This is a genomic window from Azohydromonas aeria (genome assembly GCF_009760915.1).
In the GTDB taxonomy this organism is placed as follows: domain Bacteria; phylum Pseudomonadota; class Gammaproteobacteria; order Burkholderiales; family Burkholderiaceae_C; genus Azohydromonas; species Azohydromonas aeria.
Window position 1 is genome coordinate 1 of record NZ_VIDQ01000078.1, and the last position, 19,522, is coordinate 19,522.

The window sequence follows — 19,522 nt, forward strand, 5'->3', positions numbered from 1 at the left end:
TTCAGCCTCAACAACTCGATGCTGATCATCGCCGGCTCGCTGGTGGGCTCCTCGGGCGCGATCCTGAGCTACATCATGTGCAAGGCGATGAACCGCTCGTTCTTCAACGTGATCCTGGGTGGCTTCGGCGGTGACGCGGCCGCGGCCACGCAAGGCAGCACCGAGCAGCGCAGCGTCAAGAGCGGCAGCGCCGACGACGCGGCCTTCATCCTGGGCAATGCCGAGACGGTCGTGATCGTCCCGGGCTACGGCCTGGCCGTGGCGCGCGCGCAGCACGCGGTGAAGGAGCTGGCCGAGAAGCTCACGCACAAGGGCATCACGGTGAAGTACGCCATCCACCCGGTGGCCGGGCGCATGCCGGGGCACATGAACGTGCTGCTGGCCGAGGCCGAGGTGCCTTACGACCAGGTCTTCGAGATGGAGGACATCAACGGCGAGTTCGGGCAGGCCGACGTGGCCATCATCCTGGGCGCCAACGACGTGGTGAACCCGGCAGCGCTGCAAAAGGGCAGCCCGATCTACGGCATGCCGATCCTGGAGGCCTACAAGGCCAAGACCGTGATCGTGAACAAGCGAAGCATGGCCGCGGGCTACGCCGGCCTGGACAACGAGCTGTTCTACATGGACAAGACCATGATGGTCTTCGGCGACGCCAAGAAGGTCGTGGAGGACATGGTCAAGGCCGTGGAGTGAGCCGCTGCCGGGGCGCCCTTCGCGGCGCCTTCCCCGGCACGCTGCGGGCCGCCTTCGGGCGGCCTTTTTCTTGCCGGCTGCAACTCCCCCTGAAGGGGGACGGAGCCGCTATCGAATCCCCTCATGCTCCTCCTCGGGGGTGGCCCCAGAATGATCCGGACTCAGGAGCCCGTCGGCACATGGAAAAGATCTGGTTGAAGCAATACCCCGAAGGGGTGCCGGCACAGGTGGACACTTCGGTGTACGCCTCGCTGGTGGCCTTGCTGGAGGAGGGTTTCGAGCGCCACCGCGCGCGTCCGGCCTGCACCTTCATGGGCCGCAGTTTTACTTACGGCGAGATCGACGGCCTGTCCGCCGCCTTCGCCGCCTTCCTGCAGGCACAGGGCCTGGCCAAGGGCGACCGCGTGGCGATCATGCTGCCCAACACGCCGCAGTACCTGGTGGCCATTGCCGGGGTGCTGCGCGCGGGCTGCATCGTCGTCAACGTCAACCCGCTCTACACCCCGCGCGAGCTGGAGCACCAGCTGCGCGACGCCGGCGCCAAGGCCCTGCTGGTGCTGGAGAACTTCGCCGCCACGCTGCAGCAGGTGCTGGGCCAGCTGCCGCAGCTGCGCACCGTGGTGCTGGCGGCGCTGGGCGACCAGCTGGGCTTCTTCAAGGGCGCGCTGGTGAACCACGTGGTGCGCCGGGTCAAGAAGATGGTGCCGCCCTACTCGCTGCCCGGCGCCATCCGCTTCAACACCGCGCTGGCGCAGGGGCGCGCCGCGCCGCGGCGGCTCGTGGACATCGGCCCTGACGACATCGCGGTGCTGCAGTACACCGGGGGCACCACCGGCGTGAGCAAGGGCGCGGTGCTGCTGCATCGCAACCTGGTGGCCAACATCCTGCAGTCCGAGGCCTGGTACCGGCCGGCGCTGGGCCGCGTGCCGCAGGGCGAGCAGCTCGGCACCGTCTGCGCGCTGCCGATCTATCACATCTTCGGCTTCTCCACGATCGTGCTGCTGACCATGCGCGTGGGCGGCTACAGCATCCTCATTCCCAACGCGCGCGACCTGCCCGCGCTGCTCAAGACGCTGTCGAAGCAGCGCTTTCACAGCTTCCCGGCGGTCAACACGCTCTTCAACGCGCTGGCCAACCACAAGGACTTCAGCAGCGTGGACTGGAGCCACCTGCGCATCTGCGTCGGCGGTGGCATGGCGGTGCAGCAGGCCACGGCCCGGCTCTGGCTGGAGAAGACGGGCTGCGCCATCGTCGAGGGCTACGGGCTGTCCGAGACCTCGCCCTCGGTGTCGTGCAACCCGGTGAACAACACCGAGTTCAACGGCACCATCGGGCTGCCGCTGCCCGGCACCGAGCTGGCGCTGCTCGACGACGCCGGCAACCCCGTGCCGACGGGCCAGCCCGGCGAGATCGCCATCCGCGGCCCGCAGCTCATGGCCGGCTACTGGCAGCGCCCCGACGAGACCGCCAAGGCCATGACCGCCGACGGCTTCTTCCGCACCGGCGACATCGGCACCATGGACGAGCGCGGCTACTTCCGCATCGTCGACCGCAAGAAGGACATGATCCTCGTCAGCGGCTTCAACGTGTACCCCAACGAGGTCGAGGACGTGCTCACGCAGCTGCCCGGCGTGCTGGAGTGCGCCGCCATCGGCGTGCCCGACGGCAAGGCCGGCGAGGCGGTGAAGGTCATCATCGTCAGGAAGGACCCGGCCCTCACCGAGGACCAGGTGCGCGGCTACTGCGAGGCCAACCTCACCGGCTACAAGCGGCCCAAGGTGGTGGAGTTCCGCACCGACCTGCCCAAGTCGCCCGTGGGCAAGGTGCTGCGCCGCGAGCTGCGCGAGCAGCCGCAGCCCCAGAAGGTCGATTCCTGACCCGACGCGCAGCCCGGGTCCGCGCGTTGCGGCACACTCCCGGCCGCAATGAATCCCCGACTGCATGTGACGCCGGCCCTGGCCGCCGGCGCTGAATTCGACCTGCCCGAGGCGGCGGCGCGGCACGTCCAGGTGCTGCGGCTGCAGCCCGGCGCGGAACTCACCCTCTTCGACGGCCACGGCGGCCAGTGGCGCACCCAGGTGCTGCACATGGGCAAGCGCACGGTGAGCGTGCGCGTGCTGGAGCACGAGGCGCTGGAGCGCGAGCTGCCCATGGCCGTGACGCTGGCGCTGGGCGTGCCAGCCAACGACCGCATGGACACGCTGGTGGAAAAGGCCACCGAGCTCGGCGCCACCGCCATCCAGCCGCTGCTCATGGAGCGCTCGGTGCTGCGCCTGGCCGACGAGCGCGCCGCGCGCAAGGTGGCGCACTGGCAGGCGGTGGCGGTGGCTGCATGCGAGCAGTGCGGCCGCAACCGCGTCCCCGCGCTGCAGCCCATGCGCACGCTGCACGAGTGGTTGCAGCTCAATCCGACGCCCGCGCCCGCGCAGCGCCTGGTGCTGAGCCTGGGCCCGGACACGCTGCCGCTGGCACACGCCGTGGCGCAGCCCGCGGCCCAGCCGGTGACGCTGCTCAGCGGCCCCGAAGGAGGCCTGTCGCCGGTGGAGGAAGCCACCGTGCGCGACCATGGCTTCCAGCCGGTGACGCTGGGCAACCGGGTGCTGCGCGCGGACACCGCGCCGCTGGCGGCCCTGTCCTGGCTGGGCGTGGCGGCGATCGCCGCTGCCGGCCTGGCCTTGCTGTAGGCGGTGCCGCGAGCGGGCCGCCTGCCCGTGAAACCGCTCCAGTGACCTATTCGGCGTCGCCCGGCGCGGCCTCGCGCCGCGCCGACCCCGCCACGAGGTCGAAGCGGAACAGCCGGCACTCGATCGGGCCGTTCCACATCGGCACGCGGCGGCTTTCCTTCAGCCGCATCAGCGAGGGCAGCTTCATGTCGGGCGTCAGCACCCACGCCGTCCAGCCGGCGTAGTGGCGCTTCCAGTGCGCGGCCAGCCCGGAGAAGAAGGCCGACGAGCTGCCGCCGCCCTCGAAGCTCTCGCGCGCCGCGGCCGGCGCCTGGCCCTGGCCCTTGGGCGCCAGGCGCTCGCCGTAGGGCGGATTCAGCATCAGCACGCCCGCGTCGGCCGGTGCCGGGCGCTGCAGCGCGTCGGCAGTCTTGAACCGGATGGCGTGCGCCACGCCCGCGCGCTCGGCGTTGCGGGTGGCGAAGTCGGTCATGCGGAAGGCCACGTCGCCGGCGAACACCTCCACTTCGGGCGCGTGCGCCGCGGCGCGCGCGGCCTGCTGCAGCTCGCGCCACTGCGGCAGCAGCGACCGGAACGGCCCCAACCGCTCGAAGGCGAAGCGGCGCTGCAGCCCCGGCGCGATGCCGCAGGCCAGCTGCGCCGCCTCGATGGCGATGGTGCCGGCGCCGCAGCAGGGGTCGAGCAGCGGGGCGTCCCCGGCGCGCCCCTGCCAGCCGGCGGCGGCGAGCATGGCCGCGGCCAGCGTCTCCTTCAGCGGCGCCTCGCCCTGCACCTCGCGCCAGCCGCGCTTGAAGAGGGCCTCGCCGGAGAGGTCCACGTAGAGCATGGCCTGCTCGGGGCCGGCGTGCAGCGCCAGCGGCAGGTCGGGGAACCGGGTGTCCACGCTGGGCCGCTCGCCTGCGACCTCGCGCAGCACGTCGCACACGGCGTCCTTGATGCGCAGGTTGGCGAAGTTGAGGCTCCTCAGCGGCGAGCGCTGCGCGGTGCTGTCCACGCGCAGCGTCTGCCGCGGCGTGATCCAGTCGTCCCAGGGCACGCGCCGCGCCAGGTCGTAGAGGTCGTGCTCGTCGCGGTACGGGCCCCAGGCCAGCTCCAGCAGCACGCGCTGCGCCAGGCGGCTGTGCAGGTTGAGCTGCATGGCGCAGCGCAGGTCGCCGTGCACGCGCACGCCGCCGCGCAGCGGCTCGATGTCGTGCGGCTCCAGCGCGGTGATGCGCGCCACCTCGTCGGCCAGCAGCGGCTCCACGCCGGCGGCGCAGGGCAGGAAGAGAACAGCTTGAGTCACGGAATTTCGGGTCTGGGCCCGCGGAAGAATCCGTTCGTCCTGAGGTATCGAAGGATGAACGGCCCTGGCCGGGAGGCCGCCATCGCGGCCTCGCCGGCTTCGCACTTCGATACCTCAGTGCGAACGGTTCATGTCACGGGCAAATGGTTCGCCATCGGGCTCACAGCTCTTTGCGCAGGTTGGCCGGCGCGATCTTGAGCGCCTCGCGGTACTTGGCCACCGTGCGGCGCGCCACCTGGATGCCCTGCTCCTCCAGCATGGCGCTGAGCTGGCTGTCCGACAGCGGCTTGCGGGTGTCCTCCGCGCCGATGAACTGCTTGATCAGCGCCCGCACCGCGGTGCTGGAGGCGTTGCCGCCGGCGTCGGTGTTGAGGGAGGACCCGAAGAAGTACTTCAGCTCGAAGGTGCCGTAGGGCGTGGCCATGTACTTGGCCGTGGTCACGCGCGAAATGGTGGACTCGTGCAGGCCGAGCTCGTCGGCGATCTCGCGCAGCACCAGCGGCTTCATGGCGATCTCGCCGTGGGTGAAGAAGGCCTTTTGCCGCTCCACGATGGCGGTGGACACGCGCAGGATGGTGTCGAAGCGCTGCAGGATGTTCTTCATGAACCAGCGCGCCTCCTGCAGCCGCGCCGACAGCCCCGAGGCCGAGCCGTTGCGCTGGCCGCGGATGGCCTGCGCGTACAGGTCGTTGATGCGCAGCTTGGGCATCACGTCCGGATTGAGCACCACCTTCCAGCCGCGGCCGGCCTTCTGCACGATCACGTCGGGCACGACGATGTTGGCCTCGGCGCGCGTGAAGGGCCGCCCGGGCTTGGGCTCGCAGCCGCGGATGAGCGCCTGCGCCGCCTTGAAGGTGTCCTCGTCGCAATGCGTGAGCGTCATGAGCCGGCGCACGTCGCGCCGCGCCAGCAGCTCCAGGTGCTCGCGGCACACGGCCAGCGCCACCTCCAGCGCACGGCACGCCGGCTGGCCCCGCAGCTGCAGCACCAGGCACTCGGAGAGGCTGCGCGCGCCCACGCCGGTGGGCTCCATGCTCTGCAGCCAGCGCAGCGCGCACTGCAGCCGCTCCAGCAGGTCCTCGCGCGCCAGCAGCGCCTCCTCGTCCTCGCCGGGCACGAGCAGCGCGGCGATGTCCTCCAGCGGGTCGGCCAGGTAGCCGTCGTCGTCGAGCGACTCGATGAGCACGTGCACCGCGGCGGCGTCCTCGGCCGACAGCCGCATGCCCAGCAGCTGCGCGCGCAGGTGCTCCTGCAGCGAGATGCCGCCGCCGCCGCGCTCCTGCGGCTCGAAATCGTCGTCGCCGCTACTGCCGGCCGAGGCCGCGGGCGTCTCGCGGATGCCGTCGAAGTCGTCGCGCTCGGTACCGTTCTCCCAGTCCTCGCGCTCGGTGGCGCCGAACTCGGCGCTGTCCACGCCCTTGACGTCGCCGTCGTCACGGCCGTCGGTGTCGTCACGCTCGGCGGTGCCGTCGCCGGCGCTGCGCTCGGGGGCGCTGGCGCGGTCGAGGCTCTGCTCGTAGCTGGGCACGCCTTCGTCGTCGGCTTCCAGGAAGGGGTTCTGCTCGAGCATCTGCTCGACCTCCTGGTGCAGCTCCAGCGTCGAGAGCTGCAGCAGCCGGATCGACTGTTGCAGCTGCGGTGTCAGCGCCAGGTGCTGCGACAGCCGGACTTGCAAGGACGGTTTCATGACTTCCCCAACTGCTTCGTGTTCGGTGCGCTCACATGCGGAAATGCTCGCCGAGGTAGACCTTGCGCACGTCGGCGTTGTCGACGATCTCCAGCGGCGTGCCCTCGGCCAGCACCCGCCCCTCGCTGATGATGTAGGCGCGGTCGCAGATTCCCAGCGTCTCGCGCACGTTGTGGTCCGTGATCAGCACGCCGATGCCGCGTGCCTTGAGGAAGCCGATGATTCGCTGGATCTCGATCACGGCGATCGGGTCCACGCCGGCGAAGGGCTCGTCGAGCAGGATGAAGCGCGGCTGCGTGGCCAGCGCGCGCGCGATCTCCACGCGCCGGCGCTCGCCGCCCGAGAGCGCCAGCGCCGGGCTGTGGCGCAGCTTCTCGATGCCCAGCTCGCCCAGCAGCTCCTGCAGCATCGACTCGATGCGCGACGCCGGCAGCGGCCGGCCGTCGGCGTCGAACTGCAGCTCCAGCACCGCGCGCACGTTCTCCTCCACCGACAGCTTGCGAAAGATCGACGCCTCCTGCGGCAGGTACGACAGCCCCATGCGCGAGCGCTGGTGGATGGGGCGCTGCTGCACCTCCTGCCCGTCGATGAGGATGCGCCCGGCATCGGCGCGCACCAGGCCCACCACCATGTAGAAGGTCGTGGTCTTGCCAGCGCCGTTGGGGCCCAGCAGCCCGACCACCTCGCCCGCGCCCACGGCCAGGTGCACTTCCTTGACCACCAGGCGCGCGCCGTAGCGCTTCTGCAGCCCGTGCGCTTCGAGCCGGCTGCCTTCGGACAGCGGCTGCGCGGCGGCGTTGACGGCGGCGTTCATCGCCGCGGAGCGCCGGAGGCGGGGCTGGAGGCGGCGTCCGGCGACGGCGGCGGCGTGAGCACGGCGCGCACGCGCCCGCCCCGGGCCGGGTCGCCCGCGACGCTGAAGAGCTCGTTGCGGTTGTCGTAGGTGATGAGGTTGCCGGTGACCTCGTCGGCCACCGCGCTGCCGCGCAGGCGCAGCGCGCGGGCGTTGCCGATGAGCTTGAGGTAGTCGCTGCGGCTGTCGTACTCGATGCGGTCGGCCCGGCCCTCGATGTACTCGTCCAGGCCCTCGCGCTTCTGGCGGAAGGTGGCCTGCTGCCCGGCCGTGCCGGTGGCCACGGCGGTGCGGTGGCCCTCGCCCACGTCGTGCACCTCCATGTGTTCGGAGCGGATGCGCATGGTGCCCTGCGTCACCACCACGTTGCCGTTGAAGACCACCACCTTCTTCTGCATGTCCACCGTGCCGGGCTTGTCGGCTTCGATGACCAGCGGTTGGTTGCGGTCGGCCCTGTCGGCCAGGACGGCGCCACCGGACAAGGCCAGGGCGGCGCTCAAACAGAGGATGCGAAGGCGGTGTGGGCTCATAAGGGCATGAAACTTGCAGGCCATTCTAGCCACAGTTCATGCCCTGCGCGGCGCTGTCGCACGCCGCAGTCGGGAAAGGCCACGGCAAGGGAACCGCGGCGCCGGGTGGACCCGGCAGGGGCCGCCGCGCCGGCGGCGGCGGCCGGTCGGCCTCAGCCGCTCTTGCGCGCCAGATTGATGAGGTACTCGGTGGCCGCGAGCGCGCGCTCGTTGGAGCCGGCCAGCGCGCCGGAAGTGAAGTAGCGGCCCTGCACGCCCAGCGAGGGCACGCCGTCGATCTTGTAGGCGTCGGTCAGGGCCTTGGCCTGGCGCACCTTGGTGGCGACGCCGAAGGACTTGAAGGCCTCGGTGAACTTGGCGCCGTCCAGGCTGTTCTCGGTGGCGAAGGCGACGATGTCGGCCTCCTTGTCCAGGCGGCGGCGCTGCTGGTGCATGGCGTTGAAAACCTTGCGGTGCAGCGTCTCGACCTGCTGCATCGCCTCCAGCGTGTAGAACAGCCGCGCGTGGGTCTCGTGCATCGCGGTGAAGCCCACGGGCACGCGGCGGAAGGCGACGTAGTCGGGCACCTTCTTGCTCCATGCGTCGAGCTGCGGCTCGAAGGCGAAGCAGTGCGGGCAGCCGTACCAGAAGAACTCGACCACCTCGACCTTGCCCGGCGCACTGGTGGGCGCCGGGGTGGCCAGCTTCACGAAGTCCTTGCCCTCGACGAAGCCGCCCTGCGCCCGGACAGCGGGTGCCGCGCCCAGGGACAGCGCGGCGGCGGCCGCAGCGCAGGTGAATTCACGACGTTTCATGGTTCCAGTTCCTTGGCAATCAGGGCTGCCGCGGCCGGGGGAGGCGGCCCGCCGCGGCGATTCAGGGGATGTGTCTTGTCTCCGGCGCTCAACGCTCCACGCGCACCAGGGCCGATTCGATCGTGCTGCCGCGCAGCCGGTCCTGCGTCATCTCGGCCTCTTCCTTGCGTTCAAACGGGCCCAGGCGCACGCGGTAGACGGTGCGGCCGGACTGCTCGCGCTCGGTGACGCGGGCCGTGTAGCCCAGCATCGCCAGCCGCGCGCGCTGCTGCTCGGCGTCTTCCACGCGCCCGAAGGCGCCCACCTGGACGAAGTACGTGAACGCATCAGCCTCGCTGCGGGTGGACCGCGTCGTGTTCGAAGGCGCGGGCATCGTGACCGAGGGCGGCGTGGCGCTCTCGCCGGAGAGGATGGCCGCCGGGTCGCGTGTGGAGCGCGCCGCCGGCGGCGTGGCCGGCGCGGGGCGCGGACGCGAGGCGGCGCTGTCGGGCGGCACGGCCGGCGCGGTGGCGGTGCCGCGCGGCGGCACTTCGGGCGCGGGCACCTGCGGCAGCGGCGCCACGCCGGTTTCCGGCGGCGGGGGTGCCGCCGGCTCGGCCGGCGGCGGAGGCGGCGTGCGCTTGCCCGCCAGCGGCGCGTTCGGGTCCCAGCGCTTGTTGCGCTCGGCCTCGGCCGCGTCCTGCTCCGGGGTGCGCTGCTGCACCTTGTCCACGAAGGGCACGGGCACCTTGGTGACGTACAGCGCCACCGCCAGCGCCAGGCCCAGGCCGACCAGCAGCCCGATCACGATCCCCAGGCCGAAGCCTCCCCGCTGGTATTTCATCGTTTTGTCGTGTCAGTTCAGTCGGCCGTGGCGGCGGCCTCGTCGCCGCGCTGCATGGATTCGGGGGCGGACACGCCCAGCAGCGCCAGCGCGTTGCGCAGCACCTGGCGCGTGGCCGCCAGCAGCGCCATGCGCGCGCCGGCGAGCCGCGCGTCGTCCACCAGGAAGCGCTCGGCGGCGTAGTAGCTGTGGAAGCTCGCGGCCACGTCGCGCAGGTAGAAGGCGACGTCGTGCGGCGCGAAGTCGGCCGCGGCGCGCTCCAGCACGGCCGGGAACTCGGCGAGCTTCATCATCAGCGCCAGCTCGGTCGGCGCGGTGAGCAGCGCGAGGTCGGCGTCGGCCGGCACGTCCTGGCCGTACTGCGCCAGCACCGAGCAGATGCGCGCGTGCGCGTACTGCACGTAGAAGACCGGGTTCTCGTCGCTGTGCTTGAGCGCCAGGTCCACGTCGAAGACGAACTCGGTGTCGGCCTTGCGGCTGATGAGGAAGAAGCGCACCGCGTCGCGGCTGGTCCAGTCGATGAGGTCGCGCAGCGTGACGTAGCTGCCGGCGCGCTTGGAGATCTTGACCTCCTGGCCGCCCTTCATGACCGTGACCATCTTGTGCAGCACGTAGTCCGGGTAGCCCTGCGGGATGCCCACGCCCGCGGCCTGCAGCCCGGCGCGCACGCGCGCGATGGTGCCGTGGTGGTCGCTGCCCTGGATGTTCACGACCTTGGTGTAGCCGCGCTCCCACTTGTTGATGTGATAGGCGACGTCGGGCACGAAGTACGTGAAGGTGCCGTCGGACTTGCGCATCACGCGGTCCTTGTCGTCGCCGTAGTCGGTGGAGCGCAGCCACAGCGCGCCGCCCTCCTCGAACGTCTTGCCGGCGTCGATGAGCTTCTGGACGGTGGCCTGCACGCGCCCGTCGGTGTAGAGGCTCGACTCCAGGAAGTAATTGTCGAAGCGCACGCCGAAGGCCTGCAGGTCGAGGTCCTGCTCGTGGCGCAGGTAGGCCACGGCGAACTGGCGGATGCCGTCGAGGTCGTCCTCGCGGCCGCTGGCGGTGAACTCGCGGTCGTCGGCCTTGACGGTGCGGCCAGCCCTGAAGTCGGCGGCGATGTCGGCGATGTAGTCGCCGTTGTAGGCCGACTCGGGCCAGTCGGCGTCACCGGGCTGCGAGCCCTTCAGGCGCGCCTGCGTCGAGGCGGCCAGGGTGCCGATCTGCACGCCGGCGTCGTTGTAATAGAACTCGCGCGTGACGCTGAAGCCCTGGGACTCGAACAGGTTGCAGATCGAGTCGCCCAGCGCCGCCTGGCGGCCGTGGCCCACGTGCAGCGGGCCGGTGGGGTTGGCGGAGACGAACTCGACCATCACGCGCTGGCCGTTGCCGGCCTTGCGGCCGAAGCCGTCGCCGCCGGCGCGGATCTCGGCCACCACCTGCTGCTTGGCCGCGGCCGAGAGGCGCAGGTTGATGAAGCCCGGGCCGGCAATCTCCAGCGACTGCACCCAGCGCTGCACGGCGGCTTGCGCCTGCAACGCCTGCACCAGCTGCTGCGCGAGCTCGCGCGGATTCTTCTTGAGGGACTTGGCCAGCGCCATGGCGGCGGTGACGGCGAGGTCGCCATGCGAGGCCTGCTTGGGCGACTCGAAGGCCAGTTGCGCGGGCGCCTCGGCGCCGAGTTGTGCGAAGGCTGCGCGCAGCGCGGCGAGCAGCTCCTGCTTGGCTTGGATCATCGCCCGATTCTACGAGGCGGGTCCGGGGCCGCTTTCCGGGCGCCGGGCGCGCCACAATGCTCCGCATGCGTGCCGACACCCCCTCCACGCCCCTCGCGCCCCTGGCTCCCGCCGCGCCGCTGCCGCGCAGCATCGGCAAGTACCGGGTGGTGGCGCGCCTGGGCGAAGGGGCGACCAGCGAGGTGTTCCTGGCGCGCGACGAGTTCGCCGGCCGCGAGGTGGCGATCAAGCGTGTGTACCCGGGCACGGCGCCGGGCGCGGACGTGACCCTGCCGCAGCTGCAGGCGCGCTTCTTCGCCGCCGAGGCGGCGCTGGTGGGCAAGCTGCAGCATCCCAACGTGGTGCAGATCCTGGACGCGGTGCCCGACCCGGTCGCGCCCTACCTGGTGATGGAGTACGTCCCCGGCACCACGCTGCGCGACTATTGCCGCCCCGACCGGCTGCTGTCGCTGGAGCAGATCGTGGAGATCGGCTTCAAGTGCGCCATGGCGCTGGGCTACGTGCACCGCCAGGGCCTGATCCACCGCGACGTGAAGCCGGCCAACGTGCTGGCGCAGCTGCAGCGCGAGCAGGTGGTGGACATCAAGATCACCGACTTCGGCAGCGTGCTGCAGCTGGAGTCGGACCGCACGCAGGTGTTTCGCGTCGGCTCGCTGGCCTACATGTCGCCCGAGCAGCTCGACGGCTCGACGCTGGACGCGCGCGCCGACATGTACTCGCTCGGCGCCGTGCTCTACCACCTCATCAGCGGGCGCGCGCCCTTCGACGCGGCCACGCAGGCCGCGCTCATGGGCCAGATCTACACCGCCACGCCGCCGCCGCTCGCCGGGCTTCGCGACGGCGTGCCCGTGGCGCTGGAGGCGCTGGTGCACGACGCGCTGGCCAAGCGCGCCGACGACCGCCCCGCGAGCTGGGACGATTTCGCGCAGCGCCTGGCCGAGCTGGTGTCGCGCCGCCTCATCCCGCTGCAGCGGCTGCAGGGGCCGCTGGACTCGGAGCGCTTCAACCTGCTGCGCACGCTGGAGTTCTTCGGCGAGTTCGACGACGTGGCGCTGTGGGAAGTGGTGCACCGCGCGCGCTGGCAGCGCTTCCCCGCCGGACATGCGCTCTACCGCAAGGGGCAGCAGGGCACGAGCTTCCACATCCTGGCGCAGGGCGAGGTGCAGGTACTGCGCGAGAGTGAGCTCGTCACGCGGCTGGGCGCGGGCACGTCGGTGGGCGAGATGGCCTACCTGGCGCCCAACGCGGAGCTGCGCACCTACAGCACCGACGTGGTGGTGGCGCAGCCCTGCATCACCGTGAGCTTCACGCCCGAGACGCTGCAGCAGCTCGGCGCCTCCACGCGGCAGCTCTTCGATGCCGCCTTCATCCGCGTGCTGGTGCGCCGCCTGCACGCCGCGCACGAGGCGCTGGCGCACCCGCGGCGCATCGTCTGACGCGGCATTCCCCGGGAAAACGCCTGCGGGAAAACATGTGAGGGAAAGTATTTGCGGGGAAACGTTTGCGGAGTTGTGCCCGTTCGCGCCGGCGGGCGTGGGTGCTTCAATGAATTGCGGCCCGTTGCCGCACCTCAAGGAAGGAGCGCTCCATGACCAAATCCCTGCTGGCCTGGCTGCTGGCCGCCTGCGCCTTTGCCGCCCATGCGGCCGAACCTGCCGCCGCGGACAAGCCGGCCGACAAGCCCGCCAAGGCGCCCACGGCGCCCACGGCGCAGCAGGCCAAGATGAAGACGTGCAACGCCACGGCCAAGTCCGAAGGCAAGAAGGGCGACGAGCGCAAGGCCTTCATGAAGGAGTGCCTGAGCAAGAAGGCCTGAAGCGCGGCGCGCCTGGCCCGACCCCGCAGCAGCAGCCCGGCAACGCCGGGCTTTTTCATGCCTGGGCCGGCGCGGCGGCGCCCGGGGCCCAGGCCGGCGACTGCCAGTACTGCGGATCGCCCCAGCTGTGCTTGAGGAAGTCGATCCACAGCCGCACGCGCAGCGGCAGGTGGCGGCGCTGCGGGAACAGCGCGTAGATGCCGTTGGGCGGCGCGGTGAAGTCGTCGAGCACGCTCACCAGCGTGCCGCGCGCCAGCTCCGCCTCCACCTCCCAGGTGCTGCGCCAGGCCACGCCCAGGCCGGCCAGGCACCACTCGTGCAGTACCTGGCCGTCGCTGCAGTCGAGCCGGCCGCTCGGGCGCAGGTGCTGGATCTGCCCGTCCACCAGGAAGGCCCAGCCGCGGGTCTGGCTGGCTTCGGAGCTCAGCGTCAGGCACTCGTGGCGCTGCAATTCCGAAGGGTGCTGCGGCACGCCGGCACGCTTGAGGTAGCCGGGCGCGGCGACGCAGCGGCGGCGGTTGTCGGCCAGGCGCACGCTCACCAGGCTGGAGTCGGGCAGGTCGCCCACGCGCACGGCGCAGTCGTAGCCCTCATTGACGATGTCCACCACCCGGTCGCTGAGGTTGAGGGAGAGGCTGACTTCCGGGTGCTGCGCCAGGAAGCGCGGCACCAGCGGCGCGACGTGGCGTCGCCCGAAGCCCGCCGGCGCGGTGATGCGCAGGTGCCCGCTGGCCTTCACGCCGCCGGCGCTGACGCTGGCCTCGGCGTTGGCCAGGTCGGCCAGCAGCCGCTGCGCGTCCTCCAGGAAGGCGCTGCCCTCGTGCGTGAGCGTGATGCGGCGTGTGGTGCGCAGCAGCAGCTTCACGCCCAGGCGCTCCTCCAGCGCGTCGAGGCGCCGCCCGATCACGGCCGGCGCCACGCCTTCAGCCTGCGCCGCGGCGGTGAGGCTGCCCTTGGTGGCGACGGCAACGAAGGATTCGATCTGTTTGAGGCGGTCCATGGCGGCGGTGGAATGCGCGGGCAATGCAATGCGGACGGAAAAGCCCCGGATCAATGACCTGCGCAGGGCTTATCCCAGGGAGCAGCGGAGCATGCCCGCGACATCTTTGCGTTGAAGTCACGAATGCTTAGCAACTTCGACGCTTAATGTATCGCGCGCGGTGGAATAAATTCCAGCCATGGATGCCGCCGCCAACCCCGCCACGCCCCGCGCCGTGCTGTTCGATGCCTACGGCACGCTGTTCGACGTCTACAGCGTGTCGCTGCTGGCGGAGCAGCTGTTCCCGGGCCGCGGCGAGGCGCTGGCGCAGATCTGGCGCGACAAGCAGATCGAGTACACGCGGCTGCTGACCATGAGCGGGCGCTATCAGCCGTTCTGGGACCTGACCCGCGCCGGGCTGCGCTTCGCGGCGCAGCGGCTGGGACTGGCGTTGACCGCGGCCGACGAAGAGCGGCTCATGAACCAGTACCGGCACCTGAGCGCGTTTCCGGAAAACATGGAAGTGCTGCGGGCGCTGCGCGCGCGCGGCATCCGCGCCGGCATCCTGAGCAACGGCGACCCGGAAATGCTGGGCGTGGCGGTGCGCAGCGCCGGTTTCGGCGACTGCATCGACCCGCTGCTGTCGGTGCACGCGGTGCGCCGCTTCAAGACCGACCCGGCCGCCTATGCCCTGGGGCCGCAGGCGCTGCACTTGCCCGCACGGCAGATCCTCTTCGTCTCCAGCAACGGCTGGGACGCCATCGGCGCCACCTGGTACGGCTACACCACGCTGTGGGTGAACCGCGCCGGCGCGCCGCTGGACCCGCTGGACACCGAGCCCACGCGCCGCGGCACCAGCCTGCGCGACGTGCTGGCCTTCTTTCCCGAATAAGACCTTCAACCTCCTGACAGAGCGAGCCCGAAAAATGACTGCACGCACCACCGTCCATAGCCTCCAGGTCGCCACCGAGCTGTACCGCTTCGTCGAGGAGCAGGTCCTGCCCGGCACCGGCATCGACAGCGCGCGCTTCTGGGCCGGCTTCGACGCCATCGTGGCGGAGATGGCGCCGCGCAACGCCGCGCTGCTGGCCGAGCGCGACCGGCTGCAGACCGAGCTCGACAACTGGCACCGCAAGAACCCCGGCCCGATCGCCGACATGGCCGCCTACCGCGGCTTCCTGGAGTCCATCGGCTACCTGCAGCCGCAGCCCGTGGGCGCCAAGGCCACCACGTCCAACGTGGACGCCGAGCTGGCGCTGCAGGCCGGCCCGCAGCTGGTGGTGCCGATCCTCAATGCCCGCTACGCGCTCAATGCCGCCAACGCGCGCTGGGGCTCGCTCTACGACGCGCTCTACGGCACCGACGCGCTGCCCGAAGCCGACGGCGCCGAGAAGGGTGCCGGCTACAACCCGGTGCGCGGCCAGCGCGTGATCGAGTTCGCGCGCAACTTCCTGGATCAGGCCGCGCCGCTGGCGCAGGGCTCGCACCGCGACGCCACGGCCTACCGCATTGAGAACGGCCAGCTGGCCGTGACGCTCCAGGACGGCGCCCGCGCCGCGCTGGCCGACCCGGCGCAGCTGGTGGGCTGGCAGGGCGAGGCCAGTGAACCGTCGTCGGTGCTGCTGGTGCACAACGGGCTGCACGTGGACATCCGCATCGACCGCGGCACGACCATCGGCAAGTCCGACGCCGCCGGCGTCAGCGACGTGGTGCTGGAAGCGGCGCTGTCCACCATCCTGGACCTCGAGGACTCCGTGGCCGCGGTGGACGCCGCCGACAAGGTGCTGGCCTACGCCAACTGGGTGGGCATCCTCAAGGGCACGCTCACCGAGCAGGTCACCAAGGGCGGCAAGACCTTCACCCGCGGCCTCAACGCCGACCGCATCTACAACGGCCCGAACGGCGAGGTCCGTCTGCACGGGCGCTCGCTGATGTTCCTGCGCAACGTCGGTCACCTGATGACGAACCCGGCCATCCTCTGGGGTGCCGAGGGGCGCGAGATTCCGGAAGGGATCATGGACGCCGTCGTGACCACCGCCATCGCGCTGCACGACCTGCAGGGCCACGGTGCCAACGGGCTGCGCAACTCGCGCACCGGCTCGGTCTACATCGTCAAGCCGAAGATGCACGGCCCGGCCGAGGTGGCCTTCGCCAGCGAGCTGTTCAGCCGCGTCGAGGAGCTGCTGGGCCTGCCGCAGCACACGGTGAAGCTGGGCATCATGGACGAGGAGCGCCGCACCAGCGTCAACCTGCAGGCCTGCATCGCCGCGGCCTCGGCGCGCGTGGCCTTCATCAACACCGGCTTCCTGGACCGCACCGGCGACGAGATGCACAGCGCCATGCAGGCCGGCGCGATGCTGCGCAAGGGCGACATGAAGAGCAGCGCCTGGATCCAGGCCTATGAGCGCAACAACGTGCTGGTGGGCCTGGCCTGCGGGCTGCGCGGCCGCGCACAGATCGGCAAGGGCATGTGGGCCATGCCCGACCTGATGGCGGCCATGCTGGAGCAGAAGATCGCCCACCCCAAGGCCGGCGCCAACACCGCCTGGGTGCCCTCGCCCACCGCCGCCACGCTGCACGCGCTGCACTACCACCAGGTCAACGTGTCGCAGGTGCAGCAGGAGCTGGAGAAGATCGACGCCGCCGCCGAGCGCGACACGCTGCTGGCCGGGCTGCTGACCATTCCGGTGGTGGCCGAGGCGAAGTGGAGCGCCGCCGAAATCCAGCAGGAACTCGACAACAACTGCCAGGGCATCCTGGGCTACGTGGTGCGCTGGGTGGACCAGGGCGTGGGCTGCTCGAAGGTGCCCGACATCCACAACGTCGGCCTGATGGAAGACCGCGCCACGCTGCGCATCTCCAGCCAGCACATCGCCAACTGGCTGCACCACGGCGTGACCAGCCGCGAGCAGGTGATGGAGACGCTGCAGCGCATGGCGCGCGTGGTGGACGAGCAGAACGCGGGCGACCCCCTCTACCAGCCGATGGCCGCCAACTTCGAGGGCAGCGCCGCCTTCAAGGCCGCGTGCGACCTGATCTTCAAGGGCCTGGAGCAGCCCAGCGGCTACACCGAGCCGCTGCTGCATGCCTGGCGCCTGAAGGTCAAGGCGGGCGCCGCGGCCTGAGCCTGAAAGCGCGCTGAACGGGTCCCGAAGCGGGCCCCTGAAACGACGAAGAGGCCGCGGTTGCGGCCTCTTCGTCCTTGTAGCGGGTGCTTGCCGGCCCTCGATGCCCCGTCAGTCCCGGGGCGGCGCGGCGCGGCGCCAGCGCTGGTGCAGCCACCACAGGGCGCTGACCAGCGCGTAGGCGGCCAGGCCCGTGAGCGTGGCCATCAGCGCCAGGCCCAGCAGCAGCGGCTTGCCCACCGCGTGCAGGCGCTGCCACAGCGAACTCCACCACGAAGCGCCCGCCGCCTCAGGGGCCGCTGGCGCCGCGGCCGGCGACGCCAGCACCGCCGGCGCGGCGGGCTCGGGCTCGCCCAGCACCGTCGCGCCCAGGCGCCAGGCGGCGTAGTACAGCGGCGCCATCGTCACCGGGTTGGTGACAAAGGTGCTGACCACGGCGGTGGGCAGATTGGCGCGCAGCAGCACCGCGGCGGCGGCCGAGAACGGCATTTGCGCGATGGGGATCAGGAGCCCGAAGAACATGCCGATGGCCAGGCCCAGCGCGATGGCATGGCGGTTCACGCTCCACAAGCCCGGATGCGCGATCGAGGGGCCGAGCCAGCGCAGCCAGCGCTGCTGCACCAGCTTTTCGGGCGTGGGCTTGAAGCGGCCGAGCTGGCACGCGGCTTTGACGGCAAGGCGATCGACGGGCAGGCGCATGCCCGCCAGCATGGCATCAAGCGCGCAGCGCCGCGTCGCCCTTTGGTGCCCTGCGACGGGGGGAAGAATCCCTCTTGCGGGGGAGTGCGTCAGAGACTCACGCGCAGGGCCTGGCGGCGCTGGCGTGTCTCGATGGCGCTTTCGCAGGCGATGCAGCGCAGCGCCCAGGGCTCCAGGCGCAGCCGGTCGAAGGCGATGTCGCCGCCGCAGTCGGCGCACAGGCCGTAGTCGTCGCCGCGCACGCGGCGCAGCGCCAGGCTGACGTCGCCGAGTTCGCGCAGGTCCAGGTTCGACAGCGCCATGTCCACGTCGCGCCCGGCGTCGCGGGCCTCGAGCAGTTCCTGCGCATGCGTCACGCGCGAGTCGCCGTGGTGCAGCGCGATCTGGCGCTGCAGCTCGTGCAGGCGCTGCAACAGCAGCGATTCGAGCAGCGCGCGCTGACCGGTGGTGAGCGCCATGGCCCATCTCCTCATGTTGTTTGTGAGGCCATCGTGGCGCGGCGGCACGGTGGTGGCGTTGACCCGGGTCAAGCCCGGTGCCTGCCTAGAATCTTTGCCACCATGGAAAACACTTTTCCCCGAGCTTGCGAGGTGCTGGTGGTGGGCGCCGGGCCCGCCGGCAGCGCGTGTGCGCAGATGCTGGCGCGTGCCGGCCTGGACGTGCTGCTCGTCGACGAGCACGACTTCCCGCGCGAGAAGGTCTGCGGCGACGGGCTGATCCCGGACGCACTGGCGGCGCTGCGCCGGCTGGGCGTGTTCGAAGAGGTGATGGCGCAGGCGCGGCGCGTGGCGCACGTGGCCTGCATCGGTCCGCGCGGCGGGCGCGTGGACGTGCCCGGCACGCTTGCTGTGCTGCCGCGGCGCGAGCTCGACATGATCCTGTGCACGGCGGCGCGCCGTGCCGGCGCGCGCTGGCTGGCGCCGGCACGCTTCGAGGCGCCGCTGCTCGACGGCGAGCGCGTGGTGGGCGCGCGGCTGCAGGTGAACGGCAAAGCGCTGGAGGTGGCGGCGCGCTGGGTGGTGCTGGCCACCGGGGCGCGGCCGCAGGCGCTCATCGCCGCGGGCATGTGCGAGCGCCACACGCCCACCGGCGTGGCGCTGCGCGCGCACGTGCGCCACGAGGCGCTGGCGCAGCGGGTGCAGGCGCTGGAGATCGTGTGGCACCCGCGGCTGCGCGGCGGCTACGGCTGGCTGTTTCCGGGGCCCGGCGGCGTGCTCAACATCGGCACCGGGCTGCTGGGCAGCCACAGCGCCGACGCGAAAGGACATGGCCGCATGCAGCCGCTGAACCTGCGCCAGCTGTTCGAGGCCTTCTGCGAGGTGCACGCGCCGGCGCGCGAGCTGATGGAGCACGGCGAGATCGTCAGCGACGTCAAGGGCGCGCCGCTGCGCTGCTCGCTGGCCGGCGCGCGCTGGTCGCGCCCGGGGCTGCTGGTGTGCGGCGAGGCCGCGGGCAGCACCTACGCCTTCTCGGGCGAAGGCATTGGCAAGGCCATGGAAACCGGGCTGCTGGCAGCGCAGGCGCTGGCCGCCGCGGGACCCGAGGCACTGGGCGAGGCCCGGGTGCGCGCGCGCTACGAGGACGCGCTGCACGCGCTGCGGCCACGCTTCGCGCTCTACGAGAAGGCCAACCGCGTCAACAACCACCCGTGGCTGGCCGACCTGTTGATCTGGCGTGCGCGCCGGCGGCCGTCGGTGCTGGACCGCCTGGCCGGCGTGCTGGAGGAGCGCAACAACCCCGGCCAACTGCTGACGGTGCGCGGCCTGGTCAAGCTGCTCACGCCCGGACTTTGAAGCGCCCGTGAAAACCGCGCCGCGCCGGGGGCCACGCGGCCCC

At 71.3% G+C, this 19,522-nt stretch carries 18 protein-coding genes; 8 read left to right on the forward strand and 10 right to left on the reverse strand.

Going from position 1 to position 19,522, the window contains the following annotated elements:
* The 3 genes from FJ694_RS29635 to FJ694_RS29645 all read left to right on the forward strand — a co-directional run.
* Positions 1-693 (forward strand): NAD(P)(+) transhydrogenase (Re/Si-specific) subunit beta (locus FJ694_RS29635; protein ID WP_198321066.1); only part of this gene is annotated, 693 nt, incomplete at its 5' end.
* A 179-nt stretch (positions 694-872) separates the two neighbouring features.
* Positions 873-2,570 carry a long-chain-fatty-acid--CoA ligase gene (locus tag FJ694_RS29640; protein ID WP_157271138.1) on the forward strand — a complete coding sequence of 566 codons (1,698 nt, stop codon included), beginning with the start codon at positions 873-875 and terminating at the stop codon, positions 2,568-2,570.
* Positions 2,571-2,618: 48 nt separating this feature from the next.
* Positions 2,619-3,377 (forward strand): 16S rRNA (uracil(1498)-N(3))-methyltransferase, encoded by a 759-nt coding sequence (locus FJ694_RS29645; protein ID WP_157271139.1) that lies wholly within the window; start codon positions 2,619-2,621, stop codon positions 3,375-3,377.
* Between the two features lie 46 nt (positions 3,378-3,423).
* Here the strand turns inward: FJ694_RS29645 and FJ694_RS29650 are convergent, their stop codons facing one another.
* From FJ694_RS29650 to argS, 7 genes are all read right to left on the reverse strand, one after another.
* Positions 3,424-4,662: a THUMP domain-containing class I SAM-dependent RNA methyltransferase gene (locus FJ694_RS29650; protein ID WP_157271140.1), complete on the reverse strand. Its 1,239-nt coding sequence runs from the start codon at positions 4,660-4,662 to the stop codon at positions 3,424-3,426.
* Positions 4,663-4,822: 160 nt separating this feature from the next.
* Complete coding sequence (locus tag FJ694_RS29655) at positions 4,823-6,349, reverse strand: RNA polymerase factor sigma-54 (RefSeq protein ID WP_157271141.1); 1,527 nt, start codon at positions 6,347-6,349, stop codon at positions 4,823-4,825.
* Between the two features lie 31 nt (positions 6,350-6,380).
* The gene (gene lptB / locus FJ694_RS29660) at positions 6,381-7,163 is read right to left on the reverse strand and encodes an LPS export ABC transporter ATP-binding protein (protein WP_157271142.1); all 783 of its coding nucleotides are present in this window, start codon (positions 7,161-7,163) and stop codon (positions 6,381-6,383) included.
* On the reverse strand, positions 7,160-7,702 hold the full coding sequence (gene lptA, locus FJ694_RS29665) for a lipopolysaccharide transport periplasmic protein LptA (RefSeq protein ID WP_157271143.1): 543 nt from the start codon (positions 7,700-7,702) through the stop codon (positions 7,160-7,162). Before lptA ends, lptB begins: the two co-directional genes overlap by 4 nt.
* A 182-nt stretch (positions 7,703-7,884) precedes the next feature.
* Entirely contained in the window at positions 7,885-8,526 is a 642-nt protein-coding gene (locus FJ694_RS29670; protein ID WP_157271144.1) for a thiol:disulfide interchange protein DsbA/DsbL, read from the reverse strand.
* An 88-nt stretch (positions 8,527-8,614) separates the two neighbouring features.
* Positions 8,615-9,349: an SPOR domain-containing protein gene (locus FJ694_RS29675; protein WP_157271145.1), complete on the reverse strand. Its 735-nt coding sequence runs from the start codon at positions 9,347-9,349 to the stop codon at positions 8,615-8,617.
* A gap of 17 nt (positions 9,350-9,366) precedes the next feature.
* Complete coding sequence (argS, locus tag FJ694_RS29680; protein WP_157271146.1) at positions 9,367-11,067, reverse strand: arginine--tRNA ligase; 1,701 nt, start codon at positions 11,065-11,067, stop codon at positions 9,367-9,369.
* Positions 11,068-11,132: 65 nt separating this feature from the next.
* Here argS and FJ694_RS29685 point away from each other — a divergent pair, with 65 nt between their 5' ends.
* Together FJ694_RS29685 and FJ694_RS29690 are read left to right on the forward strand one after the other, a co-directional pair.
* A complete protein-coding gene (locus FJ694_RS29685) occupies positions 11,133-12,503 on the forward strand; it encodes a serine/threonine-protein kinase (protein WP_157271147.1) in 1,371 nt (456 codons plus the stop codon).
* A 152-nt stretch (positions 12,504-12,655) separates the two neighbouring features.
* Positions 12,656-12,883 carry a PsiF family protein gene (locus tag FJ694_RS29690; protein ID WP_157271148.1) on the forward strand — a complete coding sequence of 76 codons (228 nt, stop codon included), beginning with the start codon at positions 12,656-12,658 and terminating at the stop codon, positions 12,881-12,883.
* 55 nt (positions 12,884-12,938) lie between these two features.
* Here the strand turns inward: FJ694_RS29690 and FJ694_RS29695 are convergent, their stop codons facing one another.
* Positions 12,939-13,883, reverse strand: a complete 945-nt coding sequence (locus FJ694_RS29695; protein ID WP_157271149.1) for a LysR family transcriptional regulator — start codon at positions 13,881-13,883, stop codon at positions 12,939-12,941.
* Between the two features lie 178 nt (positions 13,884-14,061).
* On the opposite strand from FJ694_RS29695, the gene FJ694_RS29700 reads away from it, so the two are divergent.
* Together FJ694_RS29700 and FJ694_RS29705 are read left to right on the forward strand one after the other, a co-directional pair.
* Positions 14,062-14,754 (forward strand): haloacid dehalogenase type II, encoded by a 693-nt coding sequence (locus tag FJ694_RS29700; RefSeq protein ID WP_157271150.1) that lies wholly within the window; start codon positions 14,062-14,064, stop codon positions 14,752-14,754.
* A gap of 34 nt (positions 14,755-14,788) precedes the next feature.
* Positions 14,789-16,987: a malate synthase G gene (locus tag FJ694_RS29705; protein ID WP_157271151.1), complete on the forward strand. Its 2,199-nt coding sequence runs from the start codon at positions 14,789-14,791 to the stop codon at positions 16,985-16,987.
* 111 nt (positions 16,988-17,098) lie between these two features.
* On the opposite strand, the gene FJ694_RS29710 is transcribed toward FJ694_RS29705, so the two are convergent.
* Positions 17,099-17,686, reverse strand: coding sequence for a DUF2062 domain-containing protein (locus FJ694_RS29710; RefSeq protein ID WP_157271152.1), 588 nt, complete (start codon positions 17,684-17,686; stop codon positions 17,099-17,101).
* Between the two features lie 89 nt (positions 17,687-17,775).
* Positions 17,776-18,144, reverse strand: a complete 369-nt coding sequence (locus tag FJ694_RS29715) for a TraR/DksA family transcriptional regulator (RefSeq protein ID WP_157271153.1) — start codon at positions 18,142-18,144, stop codon at positions 17,776-17,778.
* Positions 18,145-18,246: 102 nt separating this feature from the next.
* Here FJ694_RS29715 and FJ694_RS29720 point away from each other — a divergent pair, with 102 nt between their 5' ends.
* Positions 18,247-19,479: a geranylgeranyl reductase family protein gene (locus tag FJ694_RS29720; protein WP_157271154.1), complete on the forward strand. Its 1,233-nt coding sequence runs from the start codon at positions 18,247-18,249 to the stop codon at positions 19,477-19,479.
* The last annotated feature ends 43 nt before the right edge of the window (positions 19,480-19,522 follow it).